General features: G+C 63.7%; 14 protein-coding genes. 8 read left to right on the top strand and 6 right to left on the bottom strand.

Annotated features, from left to right (window positions below; all coding sequences use genetic code 11):
* Positions 1 to 13: 13 nt before the first annotated feature.
* From T281_RS05480 to T281_RS05460, 5 genes are read right to left on the bottom strand one after another with little or no spacing between them, the layout of a single operon-like run.
* The gene (locus tag T281_RS05480; RefSeq protein WP_037235423.1) at positions 14 to 1,735 is read right to left on the bottom strand and encodes a methyl-accepting chemotaxis protein; all 1,722 of its coding nucleotides are present in this window, start codon (positions 1,733 to 1,735) and stop codon (positions 14 to 16) included.
* A complete protein-coding gene (locus T281_RS05475) occupies positions 1,736 to 2,245 on the bottom strand; it encodes a chemotaxis protein CheW (protein ID WP_052037091.1) in 510 nt (169 codons plus the stop codon).
* The gene (locus tag T281_RS05470) at positions 2,242 to 4,293 is read right to left on the bottom strand and encodes a chemotaxis protein CheA (RefSeq protein ID WP_037235419.1); all 2,052 of its coding nucleotides are present in this window, start codon (positions 4,291 to 4,293) and stop codon (positions 2,242 to 2,244) included. The genes T281_RS05475 and T281_RS05470 overlap by 4 nt, the downstream gene beginning before the upstream one ends.
* On the bottom strand, positions 4,290 to 4,658 hold the full coding sequence (locus T281_RS05465) for a response regulator (protein WP_037235416.1): 369 nt from the start codon (positions 4,656 to 4,658) through the stop codon (positions 4,290 to 4,292). The genes T281_RS05470 and T281_RS05465 overlap by 4 nt, the downstream gene beginning before the upstream one ends.
* Before the next feature lie 12 nt (positions 4,659 to 4,670).
* Positions 4,671 to 4,997 (bottom strand): STAS domain-containing protein, encoded by a 327-nt coding sequence (locus T281_RS05460; protein WP_037235414.1) that lies wholly within the window; start codon positions 4,995 to 4,997, stop codon positions 4,671 to 4,673.
* A 926-nt stretch (positions 4,998 to 5,923) separates the two neighbouring features.
* On the opposite strand from T281_RS05460, the gene T281_RS05455 reads away from it, so the two are divergent.
* From T281_RS05455 to pheS, 8 genes are all read left to right on the top strand, one after another.
* Positions 5,924 to 6,922, top strand: a complete 999-nt coding sequence (locus tag T281_RS05455) for an SPOR domain-containing protein (protein ID WP_155955109.1) — start codon at positions 5,924 to 5,926, stop codon at positions 6,920 to 6,922.
* 131 nt (positions 6,923 to 7,053) lie between these two features.
* On the top strand, positions 7,054 to 8,073 hold the full coding sequence (locus tag T281_RS05450; RefSeq protein WP_037235409.1) for a P1 family peptidase: 1,020 nt from the start codon (positions 7,054 to 7,056) through the stop codon (positions 8,071 to 8,073).
* 89 nt (positions 8,074 to 8,162) lie between these two features.
* Positions 8,163 to 9,011 carry a glutamate racemase gene (murI, locus tag T281_RS05445; RefSeq protein WP_037235460.1) on the top strand — a complete coding sequence of 283 codons (849 nt, stop codon included), beginning with the start codon at positions 8,163 to 8,165 and terminating at the stop codon, positions 9,009 to 9,011.
* A 9-nt stretch (positions 9,012 to 9,020) separates the two neighbouring features.
* On the top strand, positions 9,021 to 10,331 hold the full coding sequence (gene purB, locus T281_RS05440; RefSeq protein ID WP_037235407.1) for an adenylosuccinate lyase: 1,311 nt from the start codon (positions 9,021 to 9,023) through the stop codon (positions 10,329 to 10,331).
* A 642-nt stretch (positions 10,332 to 10,973) separates the two neighbouring features.
* Positions 10,974 to 11,177 (top strand): 50S ribosomal protein L35, encoded by a 204-nt coding sequence (gene rpmI / locus T281_RS05435; protein WP_037235405.1) that lies wholly within the window; start codon positions 10,974 to 10,976, stop codon positions 11,175 to 11,177.
* A gap of 42 nt (positions 11,178 to 11,219) precedes the next feature.
* Entirely contained in the window at positions 11,220 to 11,594 is a 375-nt protein-coding gene (gene rplT / locus T281_RS05430; RefSeq protein ID WP_037235402.1) for a 50S ribosomal protein L20, read from the top strand.
* Positions 11,591 to 11,779: a hypothetical protein gene (locus T281_RS05425; RefSeq protein WP_013418493.1), complete on the top strand. Its 189-nt coding sequence runs from the start codon at positions 11,591 to 11,593 to the stop codon at positions 11,777 to 11,779. Before rplT ends, T281_RS05425 begins: the two co-directional genes overlap by 4 nt.
* Positions 11,780 to 11,997: 218 nt before the next feature.
* Complete coding sequence (gene pheS / locus T281_RS05420) at positions 11,998 to 13,101, top strand: phenylalanine--tRNA ligase subunit alpha (RefSeq protein ID WP_037235398.1); 1,104 nt, start codon at positions 11,998 to 12,000, stop codon at positions 13,099 to 13,101.
* A 61-nt stretch (positions 13,102 to 13,162) separates the two neighbouring features.
* Here pheS and recG read toward each other — a convergent pair whose 3' ends face one another.
* Positions 13,163 to 15,298 carry an ATP-dependent DNA helicase RecG gene (gene recG, locus T281_RS05415; RefSeq protein WP_052037098.1) on the bottom strand — a complete coding sequence of 712 codons (2,136 nt, stop codon included), beginning with the start codon at positions 15,296 to 15,298 and terminating at the stop codon, positions 13,163 to 13,165.
* Between the last annotated feature and the right edge of the window lie 191 nt (positions 15,299 to 15,489).

Below are 15,489 nucleotides of genomic sequence, written 5' to 3'. Positions count from 1 at the left end.
GGGTGGAAGAGGCTTACGCCGCTCCGTTGCGCATGAACTGCTTGTCGAGGTCGTCGCCAAGCTCATCCATGTTGAGGGCGAAGCCGTTGTGGCCCGAGGGCTTCGGCTTTCTCGCCGGGTTGTGGTTCACCGCAATCGAGGGGGCGGCGTGGCGTAACGCGTCCTGCATTTGAGCGACGCTGAGGCGGCCCGTCGCCTTCGCGGGTCGGCTGCGCTCGGGTCTAGCCGCGCCTGTCTCATCGATCTGGAAGTAGCTGACGGCCTGCTGAAGCTGCTCGGCCTGGCTTGCCAGTTCTTCGGAGGTCGATGCCATCTCCTCGGAAGCGGCGGTGTTCTGCTGTGTCACCTTGTCGAGCTGCTGGATCGCGATGTTGATCTGCGCCGCGCCCGCGTTCTGCTCCCGGGTCGCGTTCGAGATTTCCAGCACGAGTTCGGCGGTACGCTGGATGTCGGGCACGAGGCGCGTCAGCATCTCGCCTGCCTGCTGGGCCGCTTTGACCGTGTCGCCGGAAAGACCGGAGATTTCCTGAGCCGCCGCCTGGCTACGCTCGGCAAGCTTGCGGACCTCGGAAGCGACGACCGCAAACCCGCGACCATGCTCGCCAGCGCGGGCCGCTTCGACCGCCGCATTGAGCGCGAGGAGGTCGGTCTGCCGGGCGATCTCCTGCACGATCAGAATCTTCTGGGCGATAGTCTCCATGGCCTGGACGGCCTTGCCCACCGCTTCGCCGCTCGTCTTGGCATCGGCGGCCGACTGGCGCGCCATCTTTTCGGTTTGAGCGGCGTTGTCGGCGTTCTGCTTGATATTCGACGCCATCTGCTCGACCGAGGATGACGCTTCTTCGGTGGACGAGGCCTGCTCGGTGGCACCCTGGCTCAGTTCCTCCGCCGTCGCCGACAGTTCCTGGCTTCCGGCACCGACATTGCGAGCGGACACGGTAACGTCGGAGATGACGCCCTTGAGCTTCGCAACCATATCGCGAGCGGTCGCCAGAAGGCTGCTGTGGTCTCCGGCGCGGGTGGCTACCTTGACGTTGAGATTGCCGTCGGCGATTTCCTTGATCACATCGCGGGCATAGGCTGGCTCGCCGCCGAGTGTGCGCAAGATGTCGCGGATGAGGAATACGGCCGTGCCGATGCCGACGAGGAGCGCAATGCCGATGAAGGTGAAGACGATCGTCTGGGACTGGGCAAAGACGGCGTCGGCTTCTGCGCCGGCTGCGTCTGCGCCGGACACGGCGAGTGAAACCAGTCGATTGAGGGCTGAGGACGTATCCTCAAAAGCTGCGCGGTTCTCGTTGAGTTTTTGCTCGGCCACTTCCGTCTGGCTCTCTCGCACCAGATTAATCAGTTGGTGCGAGAACTCCATGTAGTGGCCCAGTTTGCCGAGGAAACTCTCATAGAGTTCCTTCTCCTGTGGCTGCGAGATAAGCGCCTGATATTTTTCTTGGTACTTTTTGAAGCGCTGACTGAATTCGTCCAAGCGTTCTTCTGAAAAACGCTTTTCTTCCGGCGTTTTCGCCATCACAAGTCTGAACTGGGCGGCACGATATCGTCCCAATGCGGCGTTGATGCCGTGCACGGCATCGACGCTCGGTAACCACCTGTTCGTGATGACGATCGTTTGGGCCTCCATCTTGTTCATCTGCATGATCGCGATCCCGCCGAGGCCGCTTATGAGCAGCAGCAGGGCGCCGAAGGCGAGTGCCAGTTTCGCTTTGAGAGAGAGTTGCATTTATAGCTTCCTTTCATCCGGGGTGGAGGATAACTCGCGATCCTCCTTCGGCCCAAAGATCCGTGCCATGTCGGGAATGATGATGAAGTCCGTGCCGCGCTTGCCGATGCCGCGGATGAACTCCGCTCGCCAGCGCATGCCCACCGCAGGCGCGTCCTCGACGGAAGCGCCTTCGATTTCCGTGACGTCGTGCACCTTGTCGGCGAGGATGCCGACCAGCGCCGGTTCACCCTCCAGATCGACCTCGATGACCACGATGCGTGTGTTGGTATCGGGTGGCGTCCGCTCCATGCCGAACATCACCCTGAGATCGGCGAGGGGCACGACCTTGCCCCGCACGTTGAGCACCCCGCCGACGAAAGCCCTGGCATTGGGCACCTCGGTGACGGGCACCATGTCGAGGATTTCTCTGACGGACTCGGCCGGAAGCGCGAATATCTCGCTGTTCAGTCCGATGGTCAGTGCCTTCATGCTCGCCGGAACGCCCGTCTTCTCGAACGCGCGGTTCATGCCACCCTCCCGAGGCCTTCGCCTCTCCCAAAGCCTTCGCCTTTCCCGAGGCCTTCGCCTCTCCATTGTCTTTCAAAGCCCTGGCCGAAGGCGACGAGCGAGCCGATGTCGAGGATGAGCGCCACCGTGCCGTCTCCGAGGATCGTTGCTCCGGAGAAGGTCTCGACATCGAAATGGAGCTTCGACATCGACTTGATGACCGTCTGGCTGTTGCCGATGATCTGGTCGACGACGAAGCCGACCCGGGACTCCCCCGCCGAGACGATGACGACCTTCTGATGCAGCTCCGGCGGCGCATCGACCTTGAACAGCTCCCGCAGCCGCAGGAAGGGCACGATCCGATCCCGGATGTTGAGGAAGTTCTTGCCACTTCCGCCGAGTTCGGCTGCGCTCGGCAGCTCGACGCATTCTTCGACCGCCGAGAGCGGGATGGCGTAGCGTCCCCCGCCGACCCGCACGAGCATGCTTTCGATGATCGCAAGGGTCAGCGGAAGGCGGAGTGTCACGACCGTGCCCTGTCCGGGTGTCGTGGTCAGGTCTATCGTGCCGCGCAGCCCCTCGACCGCCCGTTTGACGACGTCCATTCCGACGCCGCGTCCAGAGACGGACGTAACTTCGGCCGCCGTCGAGAAGCCGGGATGGAAGATGAGCTGGCAAAGATCGTGAGCGCTGATCTTCTGATCGGGCGAAAGAAGCCCGGCCTCTTCGGCCTTTGCGCGAATGCGCGCGGCGTCGAGACCGGCGCCGTCATCGGTGATCGTGATCGCAACTTCCGCGCCCGTGTGGATCGCAGCGAGGCGGACCTGTCCCCTGGCAGGCTTGCCGTTGCTGGCCCTTTTCTCCGGGCTTTCCAGCCCGTGATCGATTGAGTTGCGAATGATATGCACCAGCGGGTCCGCCAAGCGCTCGATCATGGTCTTGTCGAGTTCGGTTTCACCGCCGGTCGTGACGAAATCCACCTCCTTGCCGAGGGCATTCGACAGGTCGTGAACGAGACGGCGAAAGCGCGAGAACACCGTGCCGATCGGCACCATGCGGATGCCCATGGTGGTGTCGCGAAGGCCCGAAGAGAGCCTGCCGAGTTCTTCCACGACCGCCTTGAGGTTGAGATCGGCGCTCGCGCCCGCGATCTGGGAGAGACGCGACTGGACGATCACCAGTTCGCCAACCCTGTCCATCAGTTCGTCCAGCCGCTCGGCCGCGACGCGTACGGATGAGTTGGCCTTGTCGGCCTGAGGTGCGGTATCCGTTGCGCGGCGGGCAGGTTCCTGCGCATCCGGCTTCGCGGGCAGGGGAGTTTCGCTGTCTTGATCTTCGGCTGGTTCGGTAGTTGAGAACGCGTCGCCCTGATCGGTCGGCTCGATCAGAAGGTCCATTCCGTCGCGGATGAAAAGAAAGACGTCCTCGATCTTGTCGGCACTGACCTCGTTTTCAAAGGCGACTTCCCAGCCGAGATAGGACGCCTGCGGATTCATCGCTTCGAGCGGTGGCAACCGATCAGTCAGAGCCAGCACGGACGAAGCTCCAAGCTCGCGCAGCTCATCGAGAAGAAGCAGCGGGTTCGTGCCGAAAGCGATGGCGTCGGACGGAAGCCAGAAGCGCACACGGCAACCTCCGCGCGGCCGCTCGGAAACAGCCACGGCGACCGCATCCGCATTGCCGGTTTCTCCGCACTCCGCGTTGTTGGCCGTCTCGCGCAGTTCACCAAGGAGCCTGACCGTGCCGTCGGCATGAAGGGCGGGCTCGACGATGAGCTTATGGATGTGGTCCTTCGCCGCCAGTGCGATGGCCACGAGCGCGGGACTTATCGGCGCGTTGTCTTTGCGGACGCGGTCGAAGGCCGTTTCGAATTCGTGCACGAACTCCGCCATCTCGTCGAAGCCGAACATCGCGCCTGAGCCTTTCAGCGTGTGGAGAGCCCGGAAGCTCCCATCCACGAGCGCCTTGTCGTCTGGCCTTTGTCCAAGGTCGAGCAGCGTCTCTTCGAGTGTGTCCAGGAGCTCGCGCGCTTCCTGACGGAAGGTATCTGCGGGATCGGAGGCTTTCATGCACCGAGAACCTTTTTCAGGATGGCCAGGATTTGGTCCTGCTTGAAAGGCTTGACGATCCAGCCCGTGGCTCCGGCGGCCTTCGCCTCATTCTTCGAGGTGACGTCCGATTCCGTGGAAAGAAAGATGACTGGCACGCCGGCGCTGGATGGGTGGCTTCGATATTTGCGGATGAATTCGAGCCCGTTCAGTCGGGGCATGTTGAGGTCGGTGATCACTGCATCGATGGGATTGGCCACGGCTTTCGCATAGCCGTCTGCGCCATCAACTGCCTCGACCACCCGAAAGCCCGCCGATGACAAGGTGAGGGAGACCATCTGGAGAACCGACGGTGAATCGTCGATGGCAAGGATTGTTTTCGACATGAGACTTCTCCGCTATCGTGAAAGGGCCGACTGGGTCAGCGAAAAGCCGGGCGGAATGGCAAGGCCCGCCCTGGCGAAGGTCGCCTCGACAGCACCTTCAGGCACCCGCAGCAGCGTGATCGTGCGCCCGAGTTTCTCGGCGGCGATATCGGCTGCGATCAGCACCTGGAGGATTGAGACGTCGAGCGATGTGACGCGCCTTGCGTCCACTACGACTTCGTCCTCGCCGCCTAGGGCGACGAGAAGGGCTTCATGCAGTGCGCTTGCATCACGAGGCCCCAGATTGCCTTCGAGTTCGAGCGCTCCCGCTTTCGTTTGGTCGATTGCATCAGAGCTCAACTGGGAAACCTCCGCGTCACGAGCGCATGATCGAAGAAAGAACATATGCCCCCCGTTTATTGGGCTCGACCGATGTCGACACAACCTGAGGCCAAGCTTGATGGTATTACTATTTAGGACGCTTTTCTTAATAAGCACTAAAGGCGCCGCGAAACTTCAAATTTTTTACTTCTGAATACTTGCAAAGAAATTTTATTTCAAATTTATATGTTATCTTACGTGACGTTGATCAGTCGGTAGCCTGCGCAGACTGGGATCAACGAAACGGCAGCTGAAAGCGAGCCGCAGCGAGAGTGCTTGCGCTTCGCGGCCGCAAGCAAACTCAGCGGATGACACTGCCGTGCGGATTTGTAAGGCTTTCGCGAATGCTGCGCCCTGGCCACCAGCCCGCCGACGCGATGCATGTCAGGAGATGATCCGGGCGCATTTCTCGTGGCGCGCCATCGACGAACACAGCGGGCGCAGGTGCTGCTCAACGACGACGCCCGCCTTGCGGCAATTCCGCTACTGGTTGAAGAGGGACGACGACTTTTTCAAAGTAGAGCGCGGAGGGACGGGGCCGGATGAAACGGCGGTAGGCGTGGATGAGCGCTCTGTCAGATTCTTTTTCCGCCCAATTGGGGCCGCTCGCGCCGAGGCCCCCTTCGTTCCCTGCTCGGGATTCCTGTGCAAATCGCGACGATAGCGCCCGGCGTTTGTGGATAGCATCCCCGCATCGGCGCTTGACCTGTCCGAATCGGGTTACACACTTCGACATCGCTATGCCCTAATCTTGTGGTTGCGTGCACGTTCGGGTGCGTTAGCGCATGTCTTAAATCGGTGACAGAACGGGCGATTGCTTTTCCATGTGGCTTGGCTGCCTTAGATTGTTTGTCGTTGTTCTCGGCTTGTCCTTCGGTCTTTCCGCCGGACTGTCCGGGGGATCCTTGAGCGCGTTCGCGCAGAGCGGCGACAGTCGCGGGCTGGACCTTCTAAGTCGCGCAACCCGATCCTTCGACGCGGGGGCCTATTCGGACGCGTCGGCCCTGATCGACACCGCCTTTCGCGCTGGTCTAAGCGGAGAGCTCGCGGCGCGCGCGATCCTGCTCCGTGCCCGCATCAATGAAAGAAGCGGCTCCTATGCTCGCGCGCTTCAGGACTATTCCAACGCGCTCTGGATGGAGAGCCTTCCCGCCGCCGACCGCAAGGTAGCGACGGAGGGCAAGGATCGTGTGATAGCCGCGATGGGTTTGAACCCACAGCAACAGGCTGCCGCATCACCGCAACCGGCGCAGGCCGTTCAGGGGCGCTCCAGGCAAGCGGGTGCGTCGCAGCCCGTATCGAACGCGGTACCCGCACCGCAGCCCGCGCCACAGCAGGCCGCGTCCTCTTCCTCGGGCGGTATCGGCGGGTTCTTCGACAGCATTTTCGGTGGATCGCCCAGCCGTCAGCAGGCTGCTCAGGTGCAGCCGCCACAGCAACAGGGCTGGCAGGCCTCGGCCTCGTCGCAGACTGCAACGCAGCCGGCTGCCTCTGCGGTCGTCGTCAGTGCGGCGCCGACGCGTCGCGCCGCGCCGATCCGCGTCGATCCCTCGCTTCAAGCCGATGCGCCCGCGAAGCCCGCGCGCATTGCGAAAGCGACGCCAGCGGCGAAAGTTTCCACACCCCCCGTGACGCCCGTTTCGACATCGGCATCGGCCGTGGCGGCACCGGCCGATGGCTTCCTCATCGTCTTCGGCTCCGCCCCAAGTCACCAGGCTGGGCAGGCCACCGCTCGCCAGATCAAGGCGCAGCTTGCCGACATCCTTGTGAACCGCAATCTCGATGTCGAGTTGGGCGCGGGCGGCTATCGCATTCAGGCCGGGCCGTACAAGGCGAAGACTGCGGCGACGGCGTTGTGCGGCGCCATCAAGCAGCGCGGCATCTCCTGCACCGTCACGCCCTGATACGCGTCGGGAATAAGCCGGTGCCTGACGTTCACATCCAATCACGAAACCTTTGCGCCGCCTGGCATTACGCTAAAGCGAGGCATGCCCTACATTAAGCCGTAGCCTTTCACAGCGATGGAGCGGACGGCATGCGCAATCTCATCACCGATGTCGAAGGGCTGCGGGTCGGCAACGCCGAGGATGCGCGGATCGCGAGCGGCACGACGATCATTCTGGCCGACGCGCCGGTGGTGGCTGCGGCGACGGTGATGGGCGGCGGCCCCGGCACACGCGAGCGCGACGCCATCGGCCTCGAAGGTACGGTCGGCGCGGCGGACGCCATCGTGCTTTCCGGCGGCAGCGCCTTTGGCCTTGACGCGGCGAGCGGCGTGCAGACATGGCTCCGCGAAAACGGGCGTGGCTTTCAGGTGGGCCCGGTGCGGGTGCCCATCGTCCCGCAGGCGATCCTGTTCGATCTCATCAACGGTGGCAATAAGGACTGGGGCCGCGAGGCGCCCTATCGCGAGCTTGGCTTCAAGGCTGCCGAGGCGGCGGGCGTCGATTTCGCACTGGGTTCGGCGGGCGCGGGCTATGGCGCGACAGTGGCGCGGGGTGCCGGGCTTTCGATGCGCGGCGGCCTTGGCAGCGCGTCCGAGCGCCTGACGTTCGGCGGCGAATCCGTGGTCGTCGGTGCGCTCACGGCCGTGAATGCGGCAGGCGCGGTGACGGTCGCGGACACGCCGCATTTCTGGGCCGCCCCCTATGAGCACGGCGGCGAGTTCGGCGGGCTCGGCCTGCCATACCCGCTCCCGCCGGAAGCCGCGCGGCCGGTGCTGAAATACGGGGCGCTGGCTGGTGCAAACACGACGCTGTGTGTCGTCGCGACGGACGCTCCGCTGACGCAAACACAGGCGAAGCGCATCGCCACAATGGCGGCGGCGGGCATGGCGCGCGCGATCCATCCGGTATTCTCGCCGCTCGATGGCGACATCGTTTTCGCGCTCGCGACGGGCCGGGCGGCGCTTTCCGACCGCGACACGGCGCTGCCCTACATCGGCGCGGCCGCCGCGAACTGCCTCGCCCGGGCCATCGCGCGCGGCGTCTATGAGGCTTCCGCATCCCTGCCGGACGGCACGCAGAGCTATCGCAACCTTTTCGCAAGCGCATGAATGCAGTATGAGTCGCGGACGGCGTTTCGCGAGATGCGGCGGCCTTTGGCTTGCCTCCGCGCGAACGGCTGAAAGGCGATGGCGATTCCATGAGCGATAGCAAACGCGCCGCGAGGCTTCTTTTCCTCGACTCAGGCCTCGGCGGTCTCACCGTTCTGAGGGCCGCGCGCGCCGCGATCCCCGAAGCGGAGGTGCATTTCATCGCCGATGACGCCGCCTTTCCCTACGGCTCGAAGCCCGAGGGCGAACTGGTCGAACGGCTTCTCGACCTCGTCGGCGGCGCGCTCGCCGCGTTCGAGCCGGATTGCGTCGTGCTCGCCTGCAACACCGCATCGACAGTCGCGCTTTCGGCGCTGCGGGCCGCCTTTACGGTGCCCTTTGTCGGCACTGTCCCCGCGATCAAGCCCGCCGCCGCCATCACACGAAGCGGCCTCGTCTCGGTGCTCGCCACACCCGGAACGGTCGCGCGGGAATATACGCACACGCTCATCGAAAAATATGCGTTGGGCGCACGCGTGACGCTCGTCGGCGCGGCGAACCTCGCGGAGTTGGCAGAAGGCTACGCCAGTGGCGAGCCGGTGTCCGACGCAGCCATCGCGCGGGAGATCGCGCCCTGCTTCGTTGAAGATGCCGACGCGCGCACCGATGTCGTGGTGCTCGGTTGCACGCATTACCCGCTTCTGCTCGAACGCCTCGACGCGCTTTCGCCGTGGCCCGTAACCTGGCTCGACCCGGCTCCGGCGATCGCGCGCCGCATCGCGAACGTGCTTTCGGAGCGCGGCCACATCGTCGGCGTCGGCGCGAAACGCGGTCACGGCACCATCGCGTTCACCTCCGGGCGCACGCCTCTGCCATCGCTGCTTGCGCTTTTGCAGGCTCATCAGCTAAGCATCGCTGCAAAGATCGATGCAAAAGACGGCGCAGCCGCCGCAGCCTGAGAGTTTTCCATGATCCCGCGCTATTCCCGCCCGCAGATGGCCGCCATCTGGTCCGACCAGTCACGTTATGAAATCTGGCTCGAAATCGAGACGCTCGCCGCTGAGGCGATGGAGCAGCTCGGCACGATCCCGGCGGGCACGTCCAAGGTGCTACGCGACAAGGGCGCATTCGACATCGCCCGCATCGACGAGATCGAGCGCGAAGTGAAGCACGACGTCATCGCCTTCCTGACGAGCGTCAGCGAGCATGCGGGCCCCGAGGCGCGTTTCATGCACCAGGGCATGACGTCGTCCGACGTGCTCGACACCTGCCTCGCCGTGCAATTGACCCGCGCGGCCGATATTCTGCTCGCCGACATCGACGCGTTGCTCGCCGCGCTGAAGCGCCGCGCGCTCGAACACAAATACACCGTCACCGTCGGCCGCAGCCACGGCATTCACGCGGAACCGACGACGTTCGGTCTCAAGATGGCGCTCGGCTATGCCGAGTTCACCCGCGCGAAGGAGCGTCTCCTGCGCGCGAAAGAGGATGTCGGCACGGCGGCGATTTCCGGCGCGGTCGGCACCTTCGCGCATCTCGATCCGCGCGTTGAGGCTTACGTCGCCGAAAAGCTCGGCCTCAAGCCGGAGCCTGTCTCGACGCAGGTCATCCCGCGCGACCGCCATGCCATGTTCTTCGCGACGCTCGGCGTGATTGCGTCGTCGGTGGAGCGGCTCGCGACCGAGATCCGCCATCTTCAGCGCACCGAAGTGGGCGAGGCGGAGGAGTTCTTCTCCGAGGGGCAGAAGGGCTCGTCGGCGATGCCGCACAAGCGCAATCCGGTGCTGACGGAAAATCTCACCGGCCTTGCGCGCCTCGTGCGCGGCTATGCGATCCCCGCGATGGAAAACGTGGCGCTCTGGCATGAACGCGACATCTCGCATTCGTCGGTCGAGCGGCTGATCGGCCCGGACGCGACCGTGACGCTCGATTTCGCGCTGGCGCGGCTCGCTAGCGTGATCGACAAGCTCGTGGTCTACCCGGAGAAGATGAAAGAGAACCTCGAACGCGGCGGCGGGCTCGTGCATTCGCAGCAGGTGCTGCTTGCGCTTACGCAGGCGGGCGTCAGCCGCGAGAACGCCTATCGCCTCGTGCAGCGCAACGCCATGCGCGCGTTTCGCGGGGAGGGCGAGTTCCTCACGTTCCTCAAGGCCGACGCCGACGTGACGGCGGCGCTCCCGCCCGAAAAGATCGAGGCGCTGTTCGACCCGCAGCACCACATGCGCAATGTCGATGTGATCTTCGGAAGGGTATTTGGGGAATCGATTTGCGCTGACTAGGAGTTATTAAACGTCGTTGATACATACGGCGAAAGATTCGCATAAGCGACGTTTGATATAGGTCAATGCTATAAATCGAGCTCGTTTCGGGATGCGACATGCGCCGATCTCGCAAATCATATCACAACGATGCGATGTGGCGACTTACAGCCTCTGATGTACTGCTTGCAAAATACGATAAGATTGAGAAGAAAAGAAACAAAAATAGGAATGGTGTACGTAACAGAGCTCATAACAATCAACCGCCGGCCAAATGGATATTACGAAAAAAATCGCCCGACATTGTAAATTTTAGCGAACAGACAAAGGAAAAAAAGCTGTCGTCGCCCTGTCGTCGATTGCCGCCTCGATCGGGTCTTCCGGGTAGAGGTTGGTTACGAGGTCGAAAAAACTTTGGGATTCTGTGAATCTTTGACGGTCGATTTATTGTGTCATCATTTGTTACTCTGATCGTCTTTCTCCACGTCGAGCCTATTGCGTCTTTCGCAACCTCCCTCTATTCTCCCCGGACCGAGCCGCCCGGCGCATTTCAGGGCATGCCGTGGCGGCTTTTTCGTGCTTCTCCAAATGCGAGACGCGCAAGCGGCTTCTTCAGCCGCAATTGTCGTTTCGCGAGAGAGACCTAATAAGAAAGGAAGCAAAATGCCCAAGATGAAGACCAAGAGTGGCGTGAAGAAACGCTTCAAGATCACCGGAACGGGCAAGGTTCTCGCCTCGCAGGCCGGCAAGCGTCACGGCATGATCAAGCGGACTCCGAAGTTCATTCGTAATGCGCGCGGCAGCGTCGTCCTCGAACCGGGCGATGCGAACCATGTGAAGAAGTTCGCCCCCTACGGGCTTGACTGATCACCGAAACGACGCAACGATTGAGCTTGGAGACGACGAACAATGTCACGTGTGAAACGCGGTGTAGCCGCACACGCCCGTCATAAGAAGGTTCTTGAGCAGGCGAAGGGCTTTTACGGTCGCCGCAAGAACACCATCCGCATCGCGAAGCAGGCGGTCGAAAAGAGCCTGCAATATGCTTATCGCGATCGCCGGACGAAGAAGCGCAATTTCCGCTCGCTGTGGATTCAGCGCATCAACGCCGCCACGCGCGAGCATGGCCTTACCTATGGCCGTTTCATCGACGGCCTCAACAAGGCGGGCATCGAAATCGACCGCAAGGTGCTGTCCGACCTCGCCATCACCGATCCGGCGGGCTTCGCGGCGCTCGTCGGCAAGGCGCGCGAGGCTCTGCCCGCGGAGCTTAGGTCTGCATGAGGCTTGACGAACTGACAGTGCCCGAGTTGCTCGCGCTGGCGAACATCCTTCTTCGGATCGCCGATGAAATTCCGAAGGAGGACGCCCGCGCAACGCGGGATGCGCGCGACGAGATCACTTACGTTTTGAAGCTGATTTCCGAGAAGGAGGGCAAAATCGAGCCCTCCCACGCGCTCCCGAATTGAAGCGTCGCTGCAACTCGACAATTCTGTCTGTTCCGTGAACAGCCCGTCATGCGCTTTTCAGGCGCATGACGGGCTTTTTTGTCGGCGAGCCATCGGCGGCACAGGCATCGCATCGGGCGTTGTCCTGCGCAAACGGCGTTCTGCGGTCTTGACCCCTCCGGCCAAAAGTGGCACGCCAATCGCACATCGCCACATCACTTCCCGAACGAGAAGCACCCATGGAAACGCTTGCGGATTCCGCACCCGATCTTGACGCACTGTCGAACCGGCTGCTTGAGGCCGTGGGAGGCGCGGGCGACCTCGCCGCGCTCGACGCCATCCGCGTTTCGGCGCTCGGCAAGAAGGGCGAAATCTCGGAGCTGATGAAGAAGCTCGGCGCGCTCCCGGCGGAGGAACGCAAGAGCTTCGGCCAGGCGGTCAACGTGGTGAAGGACGCGGTCGCCGCCGCGCTTGAGGCGCGCAAGGCAGAACTCGAAGCCGCAGCGCTTGCCGAAAAACTCGCCACCGACCGCGTGGATGTCACCCTGCCGGTGCGCACGAATCCCGCAGCGGAAGGCCGCATCCATCCCATCAGCCGCGTCTGGGAAGAACTGATGGTGATCTTCGCCGACATGGGTTTCTCGGTCGCCGAAGGCCCGGACATCGAGACCGACGATAACAATTTCACGCGGCTGAACTTCCCCGTCGGCCATCCGGCGCGCGAAGCGCACGACACGTTCTTCTTCAATCCGGACGAGCAGGGCGAGCGTCTGCTGCTACGCACGCACACCTCGCCGGTGCAGGTGCGCACCATGATGGCGAGCCAGCCGCCGATCCGCATCATCGCGCCGGGCCGCGTCTACCGCATGGACTCGGACCAGACGCACACGCCGATGTTCCATCAGGTCGAGGGCCTCGTCATCGACCGCGCCACGCATATGGGCCACCTGAAATGGGTGCTCGAAGAATTTTGCAAGGCGTTCTTCGAGGTGCCGGACGTGAACATGCGCTTCCGCATGTCGCACTTCCCGTTCACGGAGCCATCCGCCGAGGTGGATATCCAGTGCGACCGCTCCGGGCCGGAACTCAAGATCGGGCAGGGCAACGACTGGCTCGAAATCCTGGGCTGCGGCATGGTGCATCCGAACGTGCTGCGCTCCTGCGGCATCGACCCCGACGAGTGGCAGGGCTTCGCCTTCGGCATGGGCATCGACCGCATCGCGATGCTGAAATACGGCATGCCAGACCTGCGCGCGTTCTTCTCGGGCGATCTGCGCTGGCTGAAGCATTATGGCTTTTCGCCGCTCGCGGTGCCGTCGCTCGCGGGTGGCCTGTCGGGCTGACGCCTCCAATCGATTTGGTGCAACGCCCTGCGTGAACAGGCGGAGTTAACGTGGAGCGGTGCTATCCCGCCTGCAAGAGCCGCATGGCTTCGTCGCGCTCGAACAGCGCGAGGCAGGTGCGCGCGGCCAATCCCTGGTCCGATTTGAGGTACGGATCGCGGCCGAGCAGATAGCGGACGGCGGTCGCGGCGCGCTCGATCAACGGCGCGGCTTCGGGCCAACCCGCTATGCGGAAGCCGGGATCGCCGCTCTGCTTCGCGCCCAGCACCTCGCCGCCGCCGCGAAGTCGCAAATCCTCCTCCGCGATCACGAAGCCGTCGTCCACCTGCCGTAAGATGTCGAGCCGCGATTTCGCCGTCTCGGACAGCGGCCCCTTGTAGAGCAGTATGCAGGACGATTGCGCCGCGCCGCGCCCGACGCGCCCGCGAAGCTGGTGCAGTTGCGCGAGGCCGAACATCTCCGCGTTCTCGATGATCATCACGGTCGCGTTCGGCACGTTCACGCCAACTTCGATGACGGTGGTCGCGACGAGGATCGTGGTTTCGCGCGCGGTGAAGGCGGCTATCGCCGCGTCTTTCTCCGCGCCGGGAAGCTTGCCATGCACGAGGCCGACGCGCTCGCCGAACACCTGGCGCAGATGCGCGGCGCGCTCGGTCACGGCGGTCATGTCGCGCGCGGTCTCGCTTTCGACGGCGGGGCACACCCAATAGACCTGCGCGCCTTCGCCGAGCGCGCGATGCAACCCCTCGATCACATCCTCCAGTCGCTCCTGCGGCACGGTGCGCGTGATGACTGGTTTGCGGCCCGCGGGCTTCTCGGTGAGTTGCGACACGTCGAGGTCGCCGTGGAGCGACAGTTGCAGCGTGCGCGGAATCGGCGTCGCGGTCATCACGAGGATGTCGGCATCGCCCGCTCGCGCCTTTTCTTGCAAGGCGAGCCGCTGCGCCACGCCGAAGCGATGCTGTTCGTCGACGATGGCGAGGCCGAAATCGCGGAAAACCACATCCGGCTGAAACAGGGCGTGGGTGCCGCAGATCGCGCGGATTTCGCCGCTGGCGAGCTTGCCGAGAAGCCGCCCGCGCGTGCGGCCCTGTTCGCGCCCCGAGAGATAGCCGAGCGGAATGCCCGCCGCCTCGCATAGTGGCGTCAGCGTTTCGAGATGCTGGCGGGCGAGAACGTCGGTCGGAGCCATGAGCGCGACTTGCGCGCCCGCCTCGACGGCGTTCGCCATGGCCAGCGCCGCGACAACCGTCTTGCCCGCGCCGACATCGCCCTGAAGCAGCCGCAGCATGCGCCGCGACGACGCCATGTCGGCTTTGATCTCGGCGAGCGCGGTTTCCTGCGAGCGCGTCAGCGCGAAGGGCAGGGATGCGCGCATCTTCGCGGCGAGGCTGCCGTCGCCGACGAGCGAGCGCCCGGCAAGCTGGCGGTGGCTGCGACGCACGAGCGCGATGGCGAGTTGCGCGCTCGACACTTCGTCATAGGCGAGCCGCTCGCGTGCCTTGTGCCACAGCGCAAGGTCGGCGTGGCTTTGCGGGCGATGCAGCGTCACGAGCGCGTTGCGAAAGCTCGGCCAGCCCTGCGCCTCGACGAGCGACGTATCGAGCCATTCGGGGAAATCGGGCACTCTCGCAAGCGCGTCGCCGATGACGCGATAGAGAAATTTCTGCGTAAGGCCGAGCGTCAACGGGTAGACCGGCTCGATGGCGGGCAGGCGATGGCGTTCGTTCGGCTCGAGCACATAATCGGGGTGCGTCATCTGGAGGCGCGTGCCGTGGCGCTCGACACGGCCGGAGACGAGGCGCGGCTCGCCCAGCGGCAGCAGGCGCTTGATGCCAGCGCGGTCGCCGTGGAAGTAGACGATGTCGAGCGCGCCGCTTTCGTCCTCGCACACGATGCGAACGGGCGCGCGCGATGCCGAGCGCGGCGGCGCGCTGTGCTTCACCGGCGTCACGACGAGCGTGACGATGCCGCCGGGGAGCGCTTCGCTGACGGATGGAGTGAGCCTGCGGTCGAGCGTTCCCGTCGGCAGGTGCCACAGGAGATCGATCACGCGCGGTGGCGTCAGCGGCTTCGCGAGCAGCTTCGTCAGAAGCTCCGCGCCGCGCGGGCCGAGTCCCTTGAGGCTCGTCAGCGGCGCTTGAAGCGCGGCAGCGTCGGCGCCTTTTTCAGGCGGGCTTTTCTCCGGGGAAGCCATGCGTTCCAGAAATGTGGGCGTGCGAGCGCCCTGCCAAGGAACCGGCGCTTCAAACAACGCCATTTGCGACTGCGATTCGCTCATGCTCGGGAGTTTGGGCACGGGGCGCGCTTCGCGCAATCCGCGCGGCGATTTTTGCACCGCCGCGACGGGGATAAGGCGGAAAGTGCGAAAGCCGGGGTATGAATGCG

Source organism: Rhodomicrobium udaipurense JA643 (assembly GCF_000636015.1).
GTDB lineage: Bacteria > Pseudomonadota > Alphaproteobacteria > Rhizobiales > Rhodomicrobiaceae > Rhodomicrobium > Rhodomicrobium udaipurense.
This window is presented reverse-complemented; position numbering and strand designations above follow the sequence as displayed.